Source organism: Hungatella sp. L36, from assembly GCF_014288035.1.
The window spans coordinates 551130-568943 of record NZ_JACOPC010000003.1; the positions used below are offsets into that span (position 1 = coordinate 551130).

Consider the following 17814-nt stretch of genomic DNA (forward strand, 5'->3'; position numbering starts at 1 on the left):
CTATTCCATTCCGCCGGCAGCCGATGGGATGTTATATTTGTTGGTTGCTTTTGCGAATTCCTCCAGTTTGGCGGCCGCCTTTCCGGAGTCGATCAAATCATTGGCCAGAGCGACGCAGTCTCCTATGGTACAGTCATCGATTCCGAGATAGAGGCTCAGAGCCGAGTTGAAGACGACGATATCGCGTTTCGGTCCGGTGAGCTTCCCGGTCAGGATATCTCTGGTAATCTGTGCATTTTCCTCAGGATTACCGCCGACCAGCTCCGGTAAGCTGCAGCGGGAGAAACCGAACTGCTCGGGAGTGATCTCGTACATGGTCAGCTCGCCGAAACGGATTTCACACACGTGGGTCGGTCCGGTGACGGTAGCTTCATCCAGCCCGTCGTTGCCGCAGACCACCAGTCCACGGTTGACGCCCAGATTGCTGAGCACCTTTGCCAGCGGTTCCACCAGCTTCTCATCATAGACACCCAGAAGCTGCATGGTGGCTCCGGCCGGATTGGCCAGAGGCCCCAGAATGTTGAAAATGGTGCGGACTCCCATTTCCTTGCGGACAGGTCCGGCATATTTCATGGAAGAGTGGTAGGACTGGGCGAACATGAAGCACATGCCGGTATCCTTTAAAATCTGTTCCGACTGTTCCACCGTAAGCTTTAAGTTCACGCCTAAGTTTTCCAGTACATCGGCGGCCCCGCTCTTGCTGGATACGCTTCGGTTTCCATGCTTTGCCACCGGAACCCCGCCTGCCGCGACCACAAATGCGCTGGTGGTGGAGATGTTAAAGGTGCCGGCCTCGTCGCCGCCGGTGCCTACAATATCGATTACCGCGAAGTTCGGTTCCAGCTTCAGCCCCTTTTCTCTCATGACCGTCGCGCAGGCCGTGATTTCGTCGATGGTCTCTCCTTTCATCCGGAGTCCTGTTAAAAATGCCGCCATCTGTGCGGGAGTCGTCTCGCCGCTCATGATTTCGTTCATAACCTCTTTTGCAGCCTCAAAGCTTAAATCCTGTCCTTCGATTACATCGTGAATCGCCTGCTGTATCATAGTCTGTTACCTCCATATATGAAAATTAACGTTGTTCGTTTCTGTTTGCCGGTGCTGTTGCCGGTTATAAATTATAGATTATAGATTATAGGTTATAAGTTATAGGTTAAGGAAATTCCGAAGTATCGTCATGCCGTCGGGGGTCAGAATCGATTCCGGATGGAATTGGAGGCCGTAGACCGGATAGTCGGTATGACGGACTGCCATAATCTCTCCCATATCGTCCTCGCCGATGATTTTTAAGGTATCGGGGAGAGAACTGCGTCTGGCGACGAGAGAGTGGTACCTGGCCGCCGGAATATTCTCCGGAAGGCCCTGGAAAATGGGATCGCTGTTGTCGATGGTGATGGTGCTCTGTTTTCCGTGCATCAGCCTTGCCGCGTGAACGATTTCGGCACCGAATACCTCACAGATACCCTGATGTCCGAGGCACACGCCGAGGATAGGGACCTCGCCCTTCATCTGGCGGACCACATCCTCACAAACACCGGCGTTTTTCGGATATCCGGGTCCGGGAGAGAGGATGATGTGGTCCGGATGAAGGTTCCGGATTTCTTCTGGGGTCATCGCATCGTTCCGGATCACCCGGATATCCGGTTTTGTTCCGGCTATTTCAGGTTCGGCGGCTTCCGTTCCAGCCGGTACCGTTCCGGTACATTCCCCCGAATGATGGGGAGTGAGAGGTTCCTTGTTCTCCAGACAGAGCGTGCCGAAAAACTGGACCAGATTGTAAGAAAAGCTGTCGTAGTTATCGATCAGTAATATCATCAGTCGTTCACCTCGCTTGCCGCCTCGATGGCGTGAATTACGGCTTTTGCCTTGTTGGCGGATTCCTCATACTCTTTTTCCGGGACGCTGTCGGCCACAATGCCGCCGCCGGCCTGAACATAGACCTTTCCTTTGGCCTTTACCGCCATGCGGATTGCAATGCAGGTATCCATGTTTCCGGTGAAATCAATGTATCCCAGCGCCCCTCCGTAAATACCTCTCGGCACCGGTTCCAGCTCCTCGATAATTTCACACGCCCGGATCTTTGGCGCGCCGGATAAGGTGCCTGCCGGGAGGACCGCCCCGATGGCGGAAAAGGCGTCGCAGTCCTTTAATATGTCTCCCTCCACCTGGGAGCAGATGTGCATGATGCGGGAGTATTTGTGGATCATCTGGTATCCGGTGACCTCCACGGTGGAAAACTTTGAGATCCGTCCGAGATCGTTTCGTCCGAGGTCGACCAGCATGTTGTGTTCGGCCAGCTCTTTCTCATCGGCCAGAAGCTCTCTCTCCAGCCTGGCGTCCTCCTCCGGCGTAGCGCCCCTGGGCCTGGACCCGGCTACCGGAAATGTGGTGAGCCGTCCGTCCTTTAAACGGACCAGAGTCTCCGGTGAGGTGCTCATAATCTCCATATCGTCCATACATAAGTAAACCATGTAGGGCGAAGGATTGGTGGTGCGGAGAACCCGGTAGGCGTTCAGCAGGCTTCCGTGGTAATCACTGGAAAACTGTCTGGAAATGACCGCCTGGAAGATATCTCCGTCCACTATATATTCTTTCGTCTTCTCCACCATTCGGCAGTACTCTTCTTTGGAAACGTTGCAGGTAAAGTCCGGTTTGTCGTCTGCAACCGATTTTTCCAGGGGCGCAGGATTGGCGATCATCTGCGCAATGCTCTCTAACCTGGCGCAGGCCGCTCCGTAATTGGCCATGCATTCCGCCCTCTGCCCGGTCTTCATATTGACGACGATATCGATCTTTTGTTTCAGATGATCGTAGGCGATAACCGTATCGAACAGCATCAGGTCGAAATCGCTGCAGTCTCCCTTTTTGATGTTCAGTGTCGGCTCGGCGTAACCGATCATGCCGTAGGCGAAGTATCCGATGAAGCCGCCTGTAAACGGAGGCATTCCATCAAGCTTTGGAGACTGGTATTCCTTTAAAATGTCTCTGAGGATATCGAAGGGCTGGTCTGTTTCTATCACTTTTTCTTCCATGGCGGCAGTGAGTCTGGAACTTCTTTCATCCTGATGAACGATAGAAGGGGAGACTTTCCTTATACCGGCCGGTTCCCGGCGGATCGTCACCACGTGGTCTTTGTTAGTGACCCGGAGAATGGGATCATACCCGAGGAAAGAGTAGCGTCCCCAGTTCTCACCGCCCTCAATACTTTCCAGCAGGCAGTAGCGGCTGCTTAAACCTGCGATTTTTCTCAGCAGTGTGATCGGTGTTACGATATCGGCGAACACTTCTCTGCATACCGGAATGATAGGATACTTTGCTGCGAGTGCTTCAATTTCTGTACAGTCTGGTGTGAGTTTCATAGCTGACATATGGAGACTCGTGTCGGAGTGTGCCCTGCCTTAGCAGGCATTAAATATGAAAAAAACTGGACACATTTTGCTCTTACACAAGCTCCTTCTCCTTTCTTGATTTACAAACATTTGTTTGCTTTTTACTGATGTATGTAGTGAAGATTTAAATATTCTGTGAGAAAGAAAACCGTTTGGTAAGTCCTCCTTACTTTTGTTCGGCGGATCAGGTAACCGCAGTAACGCCCGTGATTACAAAGGCACTTATCTCATAGTGCTTTTACAGCCGGACTGCCTCAGCACAAAAAAAGCCCCCGTCCCTCTTACCCATAAAATATGGATAAAGAGGGACAGGAGCTCTATAAATTCTCTTCTGCGGTACCACCCTGATTGATGAATAAATATATCATTCATCCGCTCTGTAACACACTAACATGTGCCTCCCCTTGGTAACGGATAGGAAACCCGTCGGTATCTACTTCCGGCCAGTTCACGCTTCCCTGTCTTCTCAGACAGAACTGCTTTCCCTAAATACCGGTTTCAAGCCGCCCTCGCAAGTCCATTCAGATTCATTACCAACGCTTCCTTACACCATCCGGAAGCTCTCTGCGCATGATAGAAAAATCTTACTTACTCCTGCTCATCGGTTTATCGATTTGCTTTGCTACAGTATATGAGATCGAATCTGAAATGTCAATATTATTTTCCAAAAAAATGTAAAAAATTTTTCCGCCCGTGTTTCTTCCCCGTTCACGGAAAGAGTTTTGCCCGCCGAAAGGAACAAAACAGAACATTTTCTGGGACCGAACACAAACAAACAACAAAACGTGAGAAAAACAAAAAAATAACCGAAATAATGAAAAATAATATTGACAAATGTGACGAAGTGATGTAGTATACGAACTAGAACGAACATGGAATATAACATAAACGAACATGAACAAAATGGAAAACGGGCGGTTAAAAGGGGGAAATGATATGCCTCAGTGTATAGTAGTTGCAGATGATCTGACCGGGGCCAATGCGACGGGGGTCCTTTTAAAAAAGATGAATTATCAGACGTATACGGTGATGAATTCCGAACGTCTGGAGCTGGCGCTGTTCGACAGCTGTGACTGTGTCATGTATCCGACGGACAGCAGGGGCGTAAGCAGCTCACTGGCATACAACCGGGTATACAATGTAACGAATTTGTTAAAGGAAGACGGAGTAAAGGTTTACGCAAAGCGGATTGACAGCACCATGCGGGGAAATGTGGGAAGCGAGACAGACGCCATATTAGACGCGCTGGGAGATGATTACATAGCCATTGCAGCGCCCTGTTTCCCGGCATCGGGAAGAATTGTGATAGGCGGTTACATGCTGGTCAAGGGTCTGCCGCTTCATAAGACCGAGGTGGCGCTGGATCCGAAGACGCCGGTTACCGTGTCAGATGTGAAACAGATTTTTGAGCAGCAGAGCAAGTATCCGGTAGGAAGCATTCTGATGAACGACATGATGAACGGAAAGCATTACCTGGCCGACCGCATGAAGGAGATGGCTGCCGACGGGTGCCGGATCATCGTGACGGACTGTGTGACCCAGGAAGATTTAGACCTGATTGCAGACGCCGTAATCACGAGCCAGCTGAAATTCGTGGCAGTAGATCCGGGAGTCTTTACGGCGACCATTGCGAGAAAGCTGATCGTGCCGGCCGATAAGAAGGAGAAAAAGAAGATTCTGGCAGTTGTGGGAAGCGTAAACCCGGTGACGAGGCAGCAGATGGAAGAGCTGTGGCTTTCTCAGAGAACTGCGTATAATATATTTGCAGCCACCAAACGTTTTCTGGAGAGTGAAGAGGAGCGGGAAGCGGAAATCACCCGCATCACCGACGAGGTGCTGGAGGCCAGCCGGGCTTTTGATATAATAACCGTGACGGGCGACGGCATTTATCCGGAAAACAGAATCGACTTTAGACAATACGAAGACCGGTTCCCGGGCGGTGTGGATGATATGACGGGAACGATCAACGATTCCTTTGCCGAAATCGCGCACCGGGTCTTCACCATGCACCAGGGATTCAAGGGAATATACAGCAGCGGCGGCGATATCACCGTCTCCGTGTGCCGGAGATTCCAGACGGCGGGTCTCTGTCTGTTGGATGAAGTGCTTCCTCTGGCGGCCTACGGCCAGTTCTTAAAGGGCAATTTCGAAGGCGTGCATATCATCACAAAAGGCGGAATGGTGGGCGAAAGTGATGCCGCAAACCGCTGTATCACCTATCTGAAAGAAAAATTATACATGTAACATAAAAAGAGAATGGAGGAAAACATCATGAACAAACCATTAATTGCAATTCCTATCGGAGATCCGGCGGGTGTCGGGCCGGAAATCGTAGCAATGGCCCTGGCGGACAGCAAGGTGGCGGAAGCGGCCAGATGTATCATCGTCGGCGACCGGAAGATCATGGAGCAGGCTGTAAAGATCACGGGAGCAGAGGTAAGGGTAAACGTGGTTAAGGAACCGGAGGAAGGGATCTATGAGCCGGGCGTCTTAAATCTCATTGACCTGGACAATATCGACATGGACCAGTTTGAATTCGGCAAAGTGAGCGGAATGTGCGGAAAAGCGGCTTACGAGTATATCGCTGAGAGTATCCGGCTCGCCAATGAAGGAAAAGCGGATGCGGTAGCCACCACCCCGATCAATAAAGAGGCATTAAAGGCCGGCGATATTCATTTTATCGGCCATACCGAGATATTTGGAGCGCTGACGGGAACGGAAGATCCACTCACCATGTTTGAGACCAACGGAATGCGTGTGTTCTTCCTGACGAGACACGTTTCCCTGCGCCAGATGCTTGACATGATCACGAAGGAGAGAATCAAGGATTATGTAAAACGCTGTCTGGAGGCCCTTGAGAAGCTGGGCGTAACCGGCGGCACCATGGCGATTGCCGGATTAAATCCTCACTGCGGCGAGCACGGCCTGTTTGGCGACGAGGAGGTTCGGGAAATCATGCCGGCTATTGAGGAGCTGCAGGCGGAAGGATATCCGGTAACCGGACCGATCGGTGCAGACTCCGTATTCCATCAGGCGGCACAGGGACGGTTTAACAGCGTACTCTCCCTGTATCACGATCAGGGCCATATCGCGACGAAGACACTGGATTTCGACAGGACGATTGCGATCACCAACGGAATGCCGATTCTCAGAACTTCCGTAGATCACGGAACCGCGTTTGATATCGCAGGTACGGGCAAGGTAAGCGCCATAAGCATGATTGAGGCTATTTTACTGGCGGCAAAGTATTCACCAAATTTCACCAGAAAATAATTCACGGCGAAACTGAAACAGTATTTCGTGTCCGGGGGGCATAGAAATAAAAAGTCAATTTATTTAAAGGAGGGTTTATTTTATGGTAGGCGGACTTAGTGGGCAAAGGATGCTGATCGGTCTGTTGATCGGTATTATCGTACTGGTGGTTCTGGTCTTAAAGACCAAGATTCACGCATTTCTCGCGCTGATTATGAGTGCGGTCATCATCGGACTGGTGGGCGGTATGCCGATGGTGAATGTAACATTGGAAAACGGCAAGACGCTGGGCATCATCAACTCGATTACAACCGGCTTCGGCGGTACACTGGGAAGCATCGGTATTATTATCGGTTTCGGTGTCATGATGGGGCAGATATTTGAACGGACCGGCGCCGCGAAACGAATGGCGCAGACGTTCTTAAAGCTGTTCGGCAAGGGAAGAGAGGAAGAGGCACTGGGCATCACCGGATTCCTTGTATCCATCCCGATCTTCTGTGATTCCGGCTTCGTTATTCTCGCCCCCATTGCAAAAGCGATTTCAAAGGTAACCAAAAAATCCGTAATTTCCCTGGGTGTCGCACTGGCGGCAGGCCTCGTTATTACCCATACTCTGGTACCTCCGACACCAGGTCCTCTGGGCGTCTGCGGTATTTTCGGAGTCGATGTGGGAAAATTTATCCTGTTTGGTATTGTGATTGCGATTCCGATGGCGATTGCCTGTACCATTTACGCAAGATGGGTCGGCAAGAAAATCTATCAGATTCCCAATGACGACGAGGGCTTTGACCGCCTTCCTTATCAGGAACCGGATTACTCCACTGATTTTACAACGAATTTCAGCGGACTTCCATCCACGCTTGAATCATTTGCACCCCTTGTACTGCCGATTATTCTGATCCTGATCAGCACGGTATCCAGCGCACTCGGCCTTACAACCGGATTTATGCAGATTTTCCAGTTCCTTGGATCCCCGATCGTGGCGGTAGGCTTAGGACTTGTCGTAGCGATTGTAACACTTGGAAGAAACTTAACAAGAGAAGAAGCAATTAAGGAAATGGAAAAGGGAATGGCTTCCGCAGGCATCATCATGCTGGTAACAGGCGGCGGCGGTGCGCTGGGCCAGATTATCAAGGACAGCGGACTCGGTACATATATGGCAGAAGGCCTTGCAGGAACAGCGGTTCCGATCGTAGTTCTTCCGTTCATCATTTCCACGGCAATGAGATTTATCCAGGGTTCCGGTACGGTAGCCATGACGACAGCGGCCAGCATCTCCGCTCCGATCATCCTTGCAGCCGGTGTGAATCCGATCCTGGGCGCGCTGGCATGCTGCGTGGGCTCCTTATTCTTCAGCTATTTCAACGACAGCTATTTCTGGGTTGTAAACAGAACTCTGGGCGTAGGCGAGGTAAAGGACCAGATCATGACGTATTCCATCACGTCAACGATTGCGTGGGCGGTAGGATTTATTGAAGTTTTGATATTGAGTATTTTCCTGTAATCATATATGATAGACACATGGGATTCATGTGCAGATACAAAGGCTCCGCTGCCGGGTATTCCGGTACGGGGCCTTTTCGTTTTAACGGGGAAGCTGCCCCGGGGAACGAAGCGCATTCCGGACCGCTGTGCGCCTGCGGAAAGGAAAGAAATCCGGAATGAGGAGGCATATTTATGATGTTAATGGCCGAAAGGCAGTTGAAGATTTTAGGAATGATACAGGATAACGGAAGCGTACAGGTGGAGGAACTGGCGAAGAAGCTGGACGTCAGCCACATGACGATCCGGAGGGATTTGGAGAAGCTTCAGAAGGACGGTCTGATCGAGCGCTGCCATGGCGGCGCTGTCAATAAGACCGAGGTGAATTACGCGGTGAAGAGTGTCAGCAACCACACCCAGAAGGAGAAAATCGCCCTGAAGGCGGCGGAGTTTATCCGCGGCGGGACGACAATTTTCCTGGACGCGGGAACCACCACGTACGAAATCGCGAAGCACATCATGGAATACGAGAACATGACGGTCGTTACCAACGACTTAGAGGTCGCCCTGCTCTTAAAGAGCAGCCGGGTGGAACTGTTTATCTGCGGCGGTTACATTCAAAAATCGACGGGGAGCGCCGTCGGCTACTATGCGACACAGATGATGGAAAACTTCCGCTTTGATATGGGATTTTTCGGAGCGGCGGCCATCAACGAGGAGTTTCACGTTCTGACGCCCACCATCGACAAGGCGTTCTTAAAACGCCAGCTGGCCCATCAGTGCCAGCAGTCCTTTCTGGTGGTGGACGATTCCAAGTTTAACCGGCAGGGAATGAATTTTATCAATAAACTGTCGGACTACACCGGAGTCATTACAGACCATGAGTTTAAGGAAACGGAAAAGACGCTGCTGAGAAAAGAGGGCGCGCGTATCATAACTGTTTGAAAGGGGCTGTAAAATAAGTCCTTAATGAAGAATTGCCAGTTCCGGTAAATGCCGGTATAATGTTCTGCGGCTCATTCCTAACATTATACTGACTTCCTCCGCTGTATGCTCCTTTAATAATTGTTTGACCTCTCCATAGGTGTGGTCTTTCTCGTTTATTCCAGCACGAATTATCTTTGAGAATTGATAAGATAGAAAAAAAGGAAAATCTGGTAGCGTACGTATCGTTAGGTAAGCAATTAGGGAAGGGCTACTTATGAAAAAAATGTGAAGGAGCCGAGTCGGTAAATACCGGAATATACCTAGCATTATCTAGGGCTAGGAAAGAAGGCGATTGCCGCGTCGTTGACTGAATACTGGAACTTAAATTTTAGCTTAAACGAGATCCGATTATGAATTTGACGAGACATGTCAAGGGACAGTTCCCCAAGCTATAGTTGCTTTTCTGGAATCGACAGATTTTGAAGATGCCATCCGCAATGTTGTGTCCCTGGGAAGAGATTCGGATACGTTATCGGCCATTACTGGCAGCATAGCGGGGGCCTACTACGGAATACCTGATAATATGATATTACAAGCTTTTCAATATCTGGACAAGTATCTTTCTAGTAAAATTGAAGTTTATTAAAGAGGGTGTCGCAAAAATCTCAATATTGATGATTTTGCGACACCCTCTTTTTACAAGGGCAATCAAATGCGAAATTTATTCGCTGAAATCAAATGTGAAGCTGCCGGTATAAGAGATATGGCCGGTAAGTGTTCCGAAGTATTCTCCTAATACATAAAAAGTTGCAAAACCATCTTCGGCATCAGTATGCGTCTGCCACGAAACATAAGTTGCCGAACCGGACTTCTTTGACACAGTAACATCTAACATCTGACTTGTTCTATCAACTCTAGAATATAGACCAGTAAATTTGGCGGTATAAACGCCGATTTTAACACCATTTCGGTCTGTTATTGTTAAGTTATAAGGTTTAACAACTGTTTGATCCGGATCGGCGTATAAAGATGGTTCGTCGGTTTCGGCTTCCTCGATGGTGATTGTGTAACCAGCTTTTGTAACGAATGTTTGCTTTTCTTTTTCTGCTGCAAAGCTAACTGCACAGATCATTATTGTTAATGACATTAATGCAAGTAAAAAGGTAAATACTTTTAATGTTTTTTTCATTTGGCATCCTCCAGTATTCCAATTGCATTTTTGGCTACAAGCATTTTTTTAAAACCATTTTTTTTTGATACTTCATCGTATGATTCTATTGCCCTTGTAAGTAATGCATTTTTTTTATAGTTAGATGAATACAACGAATCAGTCATAGTATCCACCACACTAACTCTTCCATCGTCAATACCTTTTAAAAAATTCTTATATTTGTCGTAATCATTTTTATATGTAATTGCAGTATTAACGCTTACAAATAATACAAAAGCCGCAGACAAACTCAACATACCCCTAAAACCATATTTTTTAAGATTCTTCGTGGCCTTTTTTACAACTATCATATTAAAGTATTTGGCTAGTTCATGGGGAGTTCCCATGACATTCAAAACCATTTTTTCAGCCTGCTCAGGTTCAAAATTTTCGTTCAGGTATTCCGAATATAGATCAGCTATATGATCTGATAATTCAGATTTAATTTCTTTCTTATATTTTTGGCTGCCTTTAACCTCAAATATAATTTCCTCCAGATACTTTTTTAAATTTTCAGTCATATATTTTTTTCCTATTAATAACACTGTATATGCTTTCTGAATAGTGATTCCATTCATTGATTAAGTAATCTAATTTCTTCAAACCTAAATCTGTTATGTGATAAAATTTTTTCTTCCTATCAGAGTTAGTTTCTTCCCAATAGGCCACCAAGCATCCATCTTCTTCTAAATTATGTAAGATTGGATAAAGAGATCCCTGCTTAACAGATAGAGAATAATTTGATATTTCTTCCATCTTTTTAATTATTTCATATCCATACATATCCTTCGTTGATAAAAGTGTTAAAACTAACATGGGGGTAGTTCCTTTTAATAATTCTTTATTATATTTAATCATGTTTACCTCATCCAATCATTAGATTGTTTTACTATGTGTTGTATAATAATATATCATAATATGATGCAAAAGTCAACTATTAAGATTTCCGTAAAAGTTTCAAATAAATAGAATATATAATGTAGCGTTGACATATGCATCATATAATGATATATTGTAAATAGACATATTATAAAATAGTAAATAAAAATGCTAGTGTGACGGATACATATTGATGAATTGTATTCGTTTGACTATAAAAATAATTTTCTACTAACTAACAGGGGCTATAGAGACTTATTGTGAACATGTTGAGAACCATTACCGTATGCAACTTATCGTAACTAAAATATGCTTATAACATCTGAGGAGGGAAAATATAAAGAGATTAGGTAAAGCTAGGTTTTAATATATCGTTTTTGCAAATCATGGCTTATATATAATGTGAAAGTAAAATAAGAGGTCTTGTTCTTATGACTATGTATCTTGGGATAAACGCACGTAAGGACAGGAATATATTTTAAGTGAATATGCGATTATGGTATCAGCAACTCCCTGTTAAACTATTGACTATTTCTGCAAAGGAGGTTATATGAAAACAACATTGAAAAGATTGACAGCATTATTAATGGTATCGGTAATGAGTATTGCTATGACGGGAACGGCATTTGCATATGATCCGTCAGTAACTGTTGATATTGCTCCATCGGGAAGTAGCCTGAAATTTAGTGCTATGGTTAAGACCGATGCACCTAATAATTTCGTAGATACGATCTATTTATCAACGGAAAGTATTAACGAGGATACTGGTGAAGTTATTAGTGCATGGGATGGCTCAAAATCAGGACAGAATAATCTTGGATCTGGCTATACACTGTCGAGACCGATTGCAACAGCTTATAGTAAATGGGCCTATGGCGAAATAAGTTATATACCAGATGTTCCAGGTGATGGATACTCAAACACGGTTGAGACTTATTATCAAAATAAGCGGAGTGTCAATAGAAATTTAATAGCTAAACGAGATGCAGCGATCGCAGATAGCTTTGATATTGACTTGAGTGGCTATAGAATATTGAATCCTCCAGAAAGAGAATATTTTGAAAAAGATTTATTAGAGACAAGAAAACAAGTAAATGTACGCGGTGGTGATACTGTTCCTATCACGTATATAAATCCAGAAGGATCAATGGTATATGTTATTAAACAAGATGCCTATGGTATGAATTATATGTACAAGTTTATATCATCTGGTGATGGTTGGATGCTGGATTCTAGTGATCAGGTACAAGGTATAAAAATGGATCCCTCAAATCAGGCAGAATCACTAAGATTGAGAAATACTGAAGAGGTAGAAGAAACGCTTCAGTAGATATCCGTCAGTATCAATGGGCAAAATAATTAAATTACAATAGGTAAGAAGTTGATTCTTTATAGGGTAAGGCGCATGAAAAGCGCCCTCCCCTATAAATATATAAAAATAGGGCTGTAAAAAAACAGCCCTAAAGAAAAATCGCTGAGGTCGTGAGACCAATGTCATTAAGCTAAGGCATTAGAGGCATAGCAGAAAAAAACACAGAGTATGAGTTAAAGTCGTACCCTGTGTTTTTTTGTAATATTTTAAAATTCAGTTGACAAACAGTGGGAATTGTGCGGCTTGCTTTCGCTAAAAAGGGCGAAAGCAAGCCCTTGTAATTAAGAACCATATTTCGTATTACAAGGAGGCACATCATGGCACAATCTCTAACATCTTTTCAAACAACCTTTATGGACATTCTTGATGAAATGGACGAATGTTCTTGGTTATTTTCTAAAAATCCACTGAGCGATTTTTCAAGAAAATCGAAACTGGGATTTAAGAAAACACTTTCTATTATTCTTTCTCTTGGTAGTAAAAGCATCCCAAATGAATTATTAGACTATTTTCAATGTGCACAAGATATTCCTTCAGCTTCTGCATTTGTTCAGTCTAGAAATAAATTACTTCCAGAAACTTTGGAATTTTTATTTCATGAATTCAATTCTCGTTGTAATCCTTGCTTAAGCTATAAAGGATTTCGACTTTTGGCTATAGATGGATAGGAACTTCAAACGCCAACTAATCCAGAAGATAAGGATTCTTATTTTTCTAATGTAGAGAGTAAAAAATCCTATAATCTGCTTCATTTAAATGCTATGTATGATTTGCTTTCTCATACATATGTAGATGCTTTTGTGGAAGGTCAACAAGTGTCCAATGAACAAAGAGCACTAAACCGAATGATTGATCGGACTAACATCTTATCCGCTATTGTACTTGCTGATCGGGGATATGAATCTTATAATTGTTTCGCTCATATCCAAGAAAAAGGATGGAAATTTCTATTTAGAGTAAAGGATGGAACCGGAGGCATAACAAGTGGATTAGATTTACCGATTACAGAGGAATTCGATTTGTGCTTTAATATGTATCTTACCAGAAAACAAACCAATGAAATGAAAGAATTATTAAAAGATAAGAACTGTTACAAAAGACTTACCAAAGATTTTGATTATTTGCCAGTTAAAAACCAAAAATCCATTCCTGTTAAGCCATATTTTTTACCTTTTAGAATTGTCAGATTCAAACTAACTGATAACACCGTAGAAACAGTCCTTACGAATTTAGACATGGAAGACTTCCCGCCTGCAGAATTAAAAAAACTATATTCAAAGCGCTGGGGAATAGAGACTTTTTTACGAAAACTCAAATACTCGATCGGGCTATTACATTTTCATGCAAAAAAGGTGGAGTACATTTATCAGGAAATTTTTGCTCGAATGATTATGTACAACTTTATAGAAATGATTATCTCACACGTGATTTTAGAAAATAAAAGTAGAAAACATGCTTACCAGGCCAATTTTTCTACTGCAGCTCATATCTGTCGGCAATATTTCCGCGGAAATGTGCCTCCACCTACTGTTGAAACTTTGATTGCGAGGTTAATTCTGCCCATCCGACCTGGTAGAAGTGTACCACGCAATCTATCGCCAAAAAAAGCAACCAGTTTCTATTATAGAGTAGCATAAAATGCAATAATTGAATATGATTTTTTGACAGGCAAAGAGTCTGTCTTTTTGTCGTGTCAAAATATAAAAAGAGACCACATCTTTTTTCTGGAAATAATCTCTTTTTTATTCGTTCTCTCTTTGCAATGCCTTAGCTTAATGACATTGATCTTGAGACTTCAGCGATTTATTGGTATAATTAATTATACGACTAACTAATATAACCAATGATAATTATACACCACGTCAGTTGAAATTATCATTGGAAATCGAAAAATTAATTGATATTTCTGATCCGGTATACACTTTCTGTGAAGTAATGGATCACATCGACCTATCAAGATATTTTGTAGAGAAAGGCTACAGAACAGGCCGTCCAAGATGTGATGAACAAAAGCTCCTCAAAGTGATACTTTTTGCTTTCATGGAATACGGGATCTGTTCCCTGCGAAACATCGAAAGACTCTGCCGTAATGATATCCGGTATATGTATCTTCTGGACGGCATAAAAGCACCTTCCTTCGCCACTTTCGGTAACATCATCCGGAATGAACTTACGGATTCGATAGAACAGGTTTTTGGGGATGTGAATACTTATATTTTTGAAAAAGACCATGTCGACCTGGAACATACCTATATCGACGGTACTAAAATAGAGGCCAATGCGAACCGCTATACCTGGGTATGGAAAAAATCATGTACCAAAAACAGGGGGAAAGTCTTTGAAAAGATATCCACGCTGATCGATGCCATGAACCTTGAAGTTTTGGGCTATTTAAACGTGAAACTTGAGAAGCGCGAAGAGTATGCCATCGATTATGTTTCCGAACTGTTGGAAATGTATAAGCTAGGGACAAAGCTGGAGGAATCCACTTTTGTTTCAGGTTGCGGACACAGAAAAAGCATTCAGCAAAAACAGTATCAGGACTTACAGGGATATCTGGAGCGTTTGAAAACGTACGAGCACCATATAGAAGTCTGCGGGGAGGAAAGGAACAGTTATTCCAAAACGGATCATGATGCCACTTTTATGCGGATAAAACGGGATTACATGGGAAATGACCAGTTGCTTCCGGCATATAATCTTCAGACCGCAGTCTGCGATGAATACATTGCGGTAGTTGATGTAAAACCATACGCATCAGACATGGAATGCTTTGTACCATTGATGGAGAAATACATGAAATTTACCATGTTCAAAAAGGAGACAACCGATAAAAAGTATCATGAAAATCCGTATCGGGCTGTAAATTTTAAGCGGGATGGATCCGGGAATCTGATATGTCCAAACGGGAGAAAATTCCATTTTAAAAGCAGGTAGCATGTATACAAGAACAAATATGGAAGAACGGTAGAAATCTATGAATGTTAATCGTGTGAAGGCTGCCCGCATAAAAGTGATTGTTGTCCTAAAGCCTCCAACAAAAGGACGATCCACATGAATGAGGAACTAACCGCTATCCATCAAGAGGTGATCTCAAACCTTGAATTGATACACGGAGCACTTTTGAGAATGAACAGCAGTATACAGGCGGAAGGAACCTTCAGCGTTTTAAAATGGGATAAGTCTTACAAACGGCTAATCCGAAGAGGGGAGAAAAACGTAATTCTGGAACTTATGCTGATTTCTTGTGGCTTCAAGCTTTACAAATATCATAATAAAAAGCAGAGAAAAGGTCTGGCTGCGTAAAATTAAAGAGTAATCCTCAAAGCCTTATTAAGTGCACACTTTTTTACCAGGAAAAGCAATAATTACGGCAAATAATGTATAATAAAATGAAGAATCGCCAGAACCGGCATTTACCGGAACTGGCGATTCTTCATTGAGGACTTATTTTACAGCCCCTTTTTTTGCGTACTTGATCGGTTACACAAAAAACAGGTGATAAAATATATAAAAATTAAAAATAAAACCATTTAATTGTTGACAATGCACAAAAATATATTATAATCAGAAATATAGAGCAAAATTGCATACAATCTACAACACACAATCTACAACATGCGATTTTCGGACGGTTCCATTTTATGGTGTAATTTCAAAAAGTAACAGATCATGAGAAGGAGGGATGAGGATGAAGACCATACAAATTCCATATTACAAAGGGACAATGGACCTTCATGTATCAGAACAAAATTTAAAGGCGGTGATTACTGCCAAAATGCATGAGTTCATCCGGACTAAGGAAGAAGGAGAACTCGTGGAGGAGGCGCTGGCGAATCCCATCGGAACGAAGCGGTTAAGTGAGCTGGCGGTGGGAAAGAAGAGGGTGACGCTTGTGACCAGCGACCATACGAGAGCCGTGCCCAGCAAACTGACGCTTCCGATTCTGCTTCGGGAGATCAGAAAGGGGAATCCGGAGGCGGAGATTACGATCCTCATAGGGACCGGACTGCACCGCGCGCCTACGGAAGAGGAGCAGCGCCGGATGTTCGGGGACGCCATTGTGGATCATGAGACGATAGTTTCCAATGATGCATTTGATCCGGATCAGTTTACAAATATCTGCACGCTTCCTTCCGGCGCTGATTTTTATGTGAATAAGCTGGCGGCGGAGTGCGATCTTCTGCTGGCGGAGGGCTTTATCGAGCCCCATTTCTTCGCGGGATTTTCAGGGGGAAGAAAGAGCATACTTCCGGGAATCTGCAGCAAGGAGACGGTGAATGAAAATCACAGCTATCGGGCGATTGCCAGTCCGTATGCAGCTACGGGAGTATTGAAGGGGAATCCGATTCATGAGGATATGGTCTATGCGGCCAGGAAGGTCAACACTGCATTTATCTTAAATGTGGCGCTCGACGGAGAGAAGAAGGTGGTTGCGGCCTTCGCGGGAGACTTGGAGGCGGCCCATGAGGCAGGCGTGGAATTTATCCGGTCTCAGTCCCAGTGCCGGGCGGTGACCGGAGATATCGTGGTGACATCCAACGGGGGATATCCTCTGGACCAGAACCTGTATCAGAGCCCCAAGGCCGTGTCCACGGCAGAGGTGTGCGCAGGAGAGGACGGAGTCATCATCATGTGCTGTTCCTGCTGTGACGGTATGGGCGGAACCCACTTTGAGCGGCTGATCACACTGGGAACGCCGGAGGAGATCGACGCGTATTTATCGAAGATACCGCCGAAGGAGACAATCGCGGAGCAGTGGTGCCCGCAGATTTATTCCAGAATATTAAGAAAACACACAGTGATCGTGGTTACGACATTCCTGGATCATGAGATGGTGAGGCGAGCCAATATGATCCCCGCTTCCAGCCTGGATGAGGCGCTTAAAATGGCTTATGAGAGAAAGGGAAGCGACGCGGGCGTCGTGGTAATACCCGACGGAGTCAGTGTTATGGTGGTAAAGGAGGAATAACATGAGTCTGAAATTAGCTTTGAAGGTCAGCGATGATGACAACGTGGCTACAATCTTCGCTGAAGGCATTACGGATGGAACGGAAGTGGAGATCCGTGACAAAAAGGGAACCGGGGAGACGGTGACCGTAACAGGTGATGTTCCTTATGGACATAAAATAGCAGTTACAACAATTAAGAAAGGAGAGCTGATAAAAAAGTACGGGGAAGAGATTGGAATTGCCACCGCGGATATAAAAAAGGGGGAATACGTGCATGTTCATAATCTGGACAGCATGCGCGGACGAGGAGACTGGGCGGAGAAAGCCGCACAGTAGACGGAAAGGAGAGGATTA

General features: G+C 44.9%; 14 protein-coding genes, 3 pseudogenes and 1 other annotated feature. Of the genes and pseudogenes, 11 read left to right on the plus strand and 6 right to left on the minus strand.

The window, feature by feature from the left end:
* The 3 genes from trpD to H8S80_RS11370 form a co-directional block, all read right to left on the minus strand.
* Positions 1–1044, minus strand: a complete 1044-nt coding sequence (gene trpD, locus H8S80_RS11360; RefSeq protein WP_117633373.1) for an anthranilate phosphoribosyltransferase — start codon at positions 1042–1044, stop codon at positions 1–3.
* Positions 1045–1143: 99 nt separating this feature from the next.
* A complete protein-coding gene (locus tag H8S80_RS11365) occupies positions 1144–1812 on the minus strand; it encodes an anthranilate synthase component II (protein WP_117633372.1) in 669 nt (222 codons plus the stop codon).
* Positions 1812–3356 carry an anthranilate synthase component I family protein gene (locus H8S80_RS11370; RefSeq protein ID WP_117633371.1) on the minus strand — a complete coding sequence of 515 codons (1545 nt, stop codon included), beginning with the start codon at positions 3354–3356 and terminating at the stop codon, positions 1812–1814. Before H8S80_RS11370 ends, H8S80_RS11365 begins: the two co-directional genes overlap by 1 nt.
* 331 nt (positions 3357–3687) lie before the next feature.
* Positions 3688–3997: a binding site (T-box leader), on the minus strand.
* Between the two features lie 325 nt (positions 3998–4322).
* Here H8S80_RS11370 and H8S80_RS11375 point away from each other — a divergent pair.
* From H8S80_RS11375 to H8S80_RS34205, 5 genes and pseudogenes are all read left to right on the plus strand, one after another.
* On the plus strand, positions 4323–5630 hold the full coding sequence (locus H8S80_RS11375; protein WP_117633370.1) for a four-carbon acid sugar kinase family protein: 1308 nt from the start codon (positions 4323–4325) through the stop codon (positions 5628–5630).
* Between the two features lie 27 nt (positions 5631–5657).
* On the plus strand, positions 5658–6659 hold the full coding sequence (gene pdxA, locus H8S80_RS11380; RefSeq protein WP_025530305.1) for a 4-hydroxythreonine-4-phosphate dehydrogenase PdxA: 1002 nt from the start codon (positions 5658–5660) through the stop codon (positions 6657–6659).
* An 82-nt stretch (positions 6660–6741) separates the two neighbouring features.
* Positions 6742–8142 (plus strand): GntP family permease, encoded by a 1401-nt coding sequence (locus H8S80_RS11385; protein ID WP_002602121.1) that lies wholly within the window; start codon positions 6742–6744, stop codon positions 8140–8142.
* 173 nt (positions 8143–8315) lie between these two features.
* On the plus strand, positions 8316–9065 hold the full coding sequence (locus H8S80_RS11390) for a DeoR/GlpR family DNA-binding transcription regulator (protein WP_002602122.1): 750 nt from the start codon (positions 8316–8318) through the stop codon (positions 9063–9065).
* A 427-nt stretch (positions 9066–9492) separates the two neighbouring features.
* Positions 9493–9693, plus strand: a pseudogene (locus H8S80_RS34205) (ADP-ribosylglycohydrolase family protein); the annotation flags it as partial.
* A gap of 75 nt (positions 9694–9768) precedes the next feature.
* On the opposite strand, the gene H8S80_RS11400 reads toward H8S80_RS34205, so the two are convergent.
* Genes H8S80_RS11400 through H8S80_RS11410 form a run of 3 tightly spaced genes read right to left on the minus strand, consistent with a single transcriptional unit; the run spans position 9769 to position 11115 of the window.
* On the minus strand, positions 9769–10236 hold the full coding sequence (locus H8S80_RS11400) for a hypothetical protein (RefSeq protein ID WP_117633369.1): 468 nt from the start codon (positions 10234–10236) through the stop codon (positions 9769–9771).
* Positions 10233–10778: a permease prefix domain 1-containing protein gene (locus H8S80_RS11405; RefSeq protein WP_117633368.1), complete on the minus strand. Its 546-nt coding sequence runs from the start codon at positions 10776–10778 to the stop codon at positions 10233–10235. The genes H8S80_RS11400 and H8S80_RS11405 overlap by 4 nt, the downstream gene beginning before the upstream one ends.
* Positions 10771–11115: a PadR family transcriptional regulator gene (locus H8S80_RS11410; RefSeq protein WP_207729813.1), complete on the minus strand. Its 345-nt coding sequence runs from the start codon at positions 11113–11115 to the stop codon at positions 10771–10773. Before H8S80_RS11410 ends, H8S80_RS11405 begins: the two co-directional genes overlap by 8 nt.
* Before the next feature lie 571 nt (positions 11116–11686).
* On the opposite strand from H8S80_RS11410, the gene H8S80_RS11415 reads away from it, so the two are divergent.
* The 6 genes and pseudogenes from H8S80_RS11415 to H8S80_RS11440 all read left to right on the plus strand — a co-directional run bounded on the left by H8S80_RS11415 (position 11687) and on the right by H8S80_RS11440 (position 17796).
* Entirely contained in the window at positions 11687–12466 is a 780-nt protein-coding gene (locus tag H8S80_RS11415; RefSeq protein ID WP_117633367.1) for a hypothetical protein, read from the plus strand.
* Between the two features lie 359 nt (positions 12467–12825).
* Entirely contained in the window at positions 12826–13176 is a 351-nt protein-coding gene (locus H8S80_RS11420) for a hypothetical protein (protein ID WP_117633366.1), read from the plus strand.
* An 18-nt stretch (positions 13177–13194) separates the two neighbouring features.
* Positions 13195–14145, plus strand: a pseudogene (locus H8S80_RS11425) (IS4 family transposase); the annotation flags it as partial.
* A gap of 184 nt (positions 14146–14329) precedes the next feature.
* A pseudogene (locus H8S80_RS34210) lies at positions 14330–15814 on the plus strand (transposase).
* A 385-nt stretch (positions 15815–16199) separates the two neighbouring features.
* Entirely contained in the window at positions 16200–17480 is a 1281-nt protein-coding gene (gene larA / locus H8S80_RS11435) for a nickel-dependent lactate racemase (RefSeq protein ID WP_117633364.1), read from the plus strand.
* Between the two features lies 1 nt (position 17481).
* Positions 17482–17796, plus strand: coding sequence for a UxaA family hydrolase (locus tag H8S80_RS11440; RefSeq protein ID WP_002602124.1), 315 nt, complete (start codon positions 17482–17484; stop codon positions 17794–17796).
* Positions 17797–17814 lie beyond the last annotated feature (18 nt).

What these genes read in the sequence shown, in the direction of transcription:
- trpD (WP_117633373.1), bottom strand. Translation starts at nt 1,044, where the DNA reads ATGATACAGCAGGCGATTCACGATGTAATCGAAGGACAGGATTTAAGC.
- H8S80_RS11365 (WP_117633372.1), bottom strand. Translation starts at nt 1,812, where the DNA reads ATGATATTACTGATCGATAACTACGACAGCTTTTCTTACAATCTGGTC.
- H8S80_RS11370 (WP_117633371.1), bottom strand. Translation starts at nt 3,356, where the DNA reads ATGAAACTCACACCAGACTGTACAGAAATTGAAGCACTCGCAGCAAAG.
- H8S80_RS11375 (WP_117633370.1), top strand. Translation starts at nt 4,323, where the DNA reads ATGCCTCAGTGTATAGTAGTTGCAGATGATCTGACCGGGGCCAATGCG.
- pdxA (WP_025530305.1), top strand. Translation starts at nt 5,658, where the DNA reads ATGAACAAACCATTAATTGCAATTCCTATCGGAGATCCGGCGGGTGTC.
- H8S80_RS11385 (WP_002602121.1), top strand. Translation starts at nt 6,742, where the DNA reads ATGGTAGGCGGACTTAGTGGGCAAAGGATGCTGATCGGTCTGTTGATC.
- H8S80_RS11390 (WP_002602122.1), top strand. Translation starts at nt 8,316, where the DNA reads ATGATGTTAATGGCCGAAAGGCAGTTGAAGATTTTAGGAATGATACAG.
- H8S80_RS11400 (WP_117633369.1), bottom strand. Translation starts at nt 10,236, where the DNA reads ATGAAAAAAACATTAAAAGTATTTACCTTTTTACTTGCATTAATGTCA.
- H8S80_RS11405 (WP_117633368.1), bottom strand. Translation starts at nt 10,778, where the DNA reads ATGACTGAAAATTTAAAAAAGTATCTGGAGGAAATTATATTTGAGGTT.
- H8S80_RS11410 (WP_207729813.1), bottom strand. Translation starts at nt 11,115, where the DNA reads ATGATTAAATATAATAAAGAATTATTAAAAGGAACTACCCCCATGTTA.
- H8S80_RS11415 (WP_117633367.1), top strand. Translation starts at nt 11,687, where the DNA reads ATGAAAACAACATTGAAAAGATTGACAGCATTATTAATGGTATCGGTA.
- H8S80_RS11420 (WP_117633366.1), top strand. Translation starts at nt 12,826, where the DNA reads ATGGCACAATCTCTAACATCTTTTCAAACAACCTTTATGGACATTCTT.
- larA (WP_117633364.1), top strand. Translation starts at nt 16,200, where the DNA reads ATGAAGACCATACAAATTCCATATTACAAAGGGACAATGGACCTTCAT.
- H8S80_RS11440 (WP_002602124.1), top strand. Translation starts at nt 17,482, where the DNA reads ATGAGTCTGAAATTAGCTTTGAAGGTCAGCGATGATGACAACGTGGCT.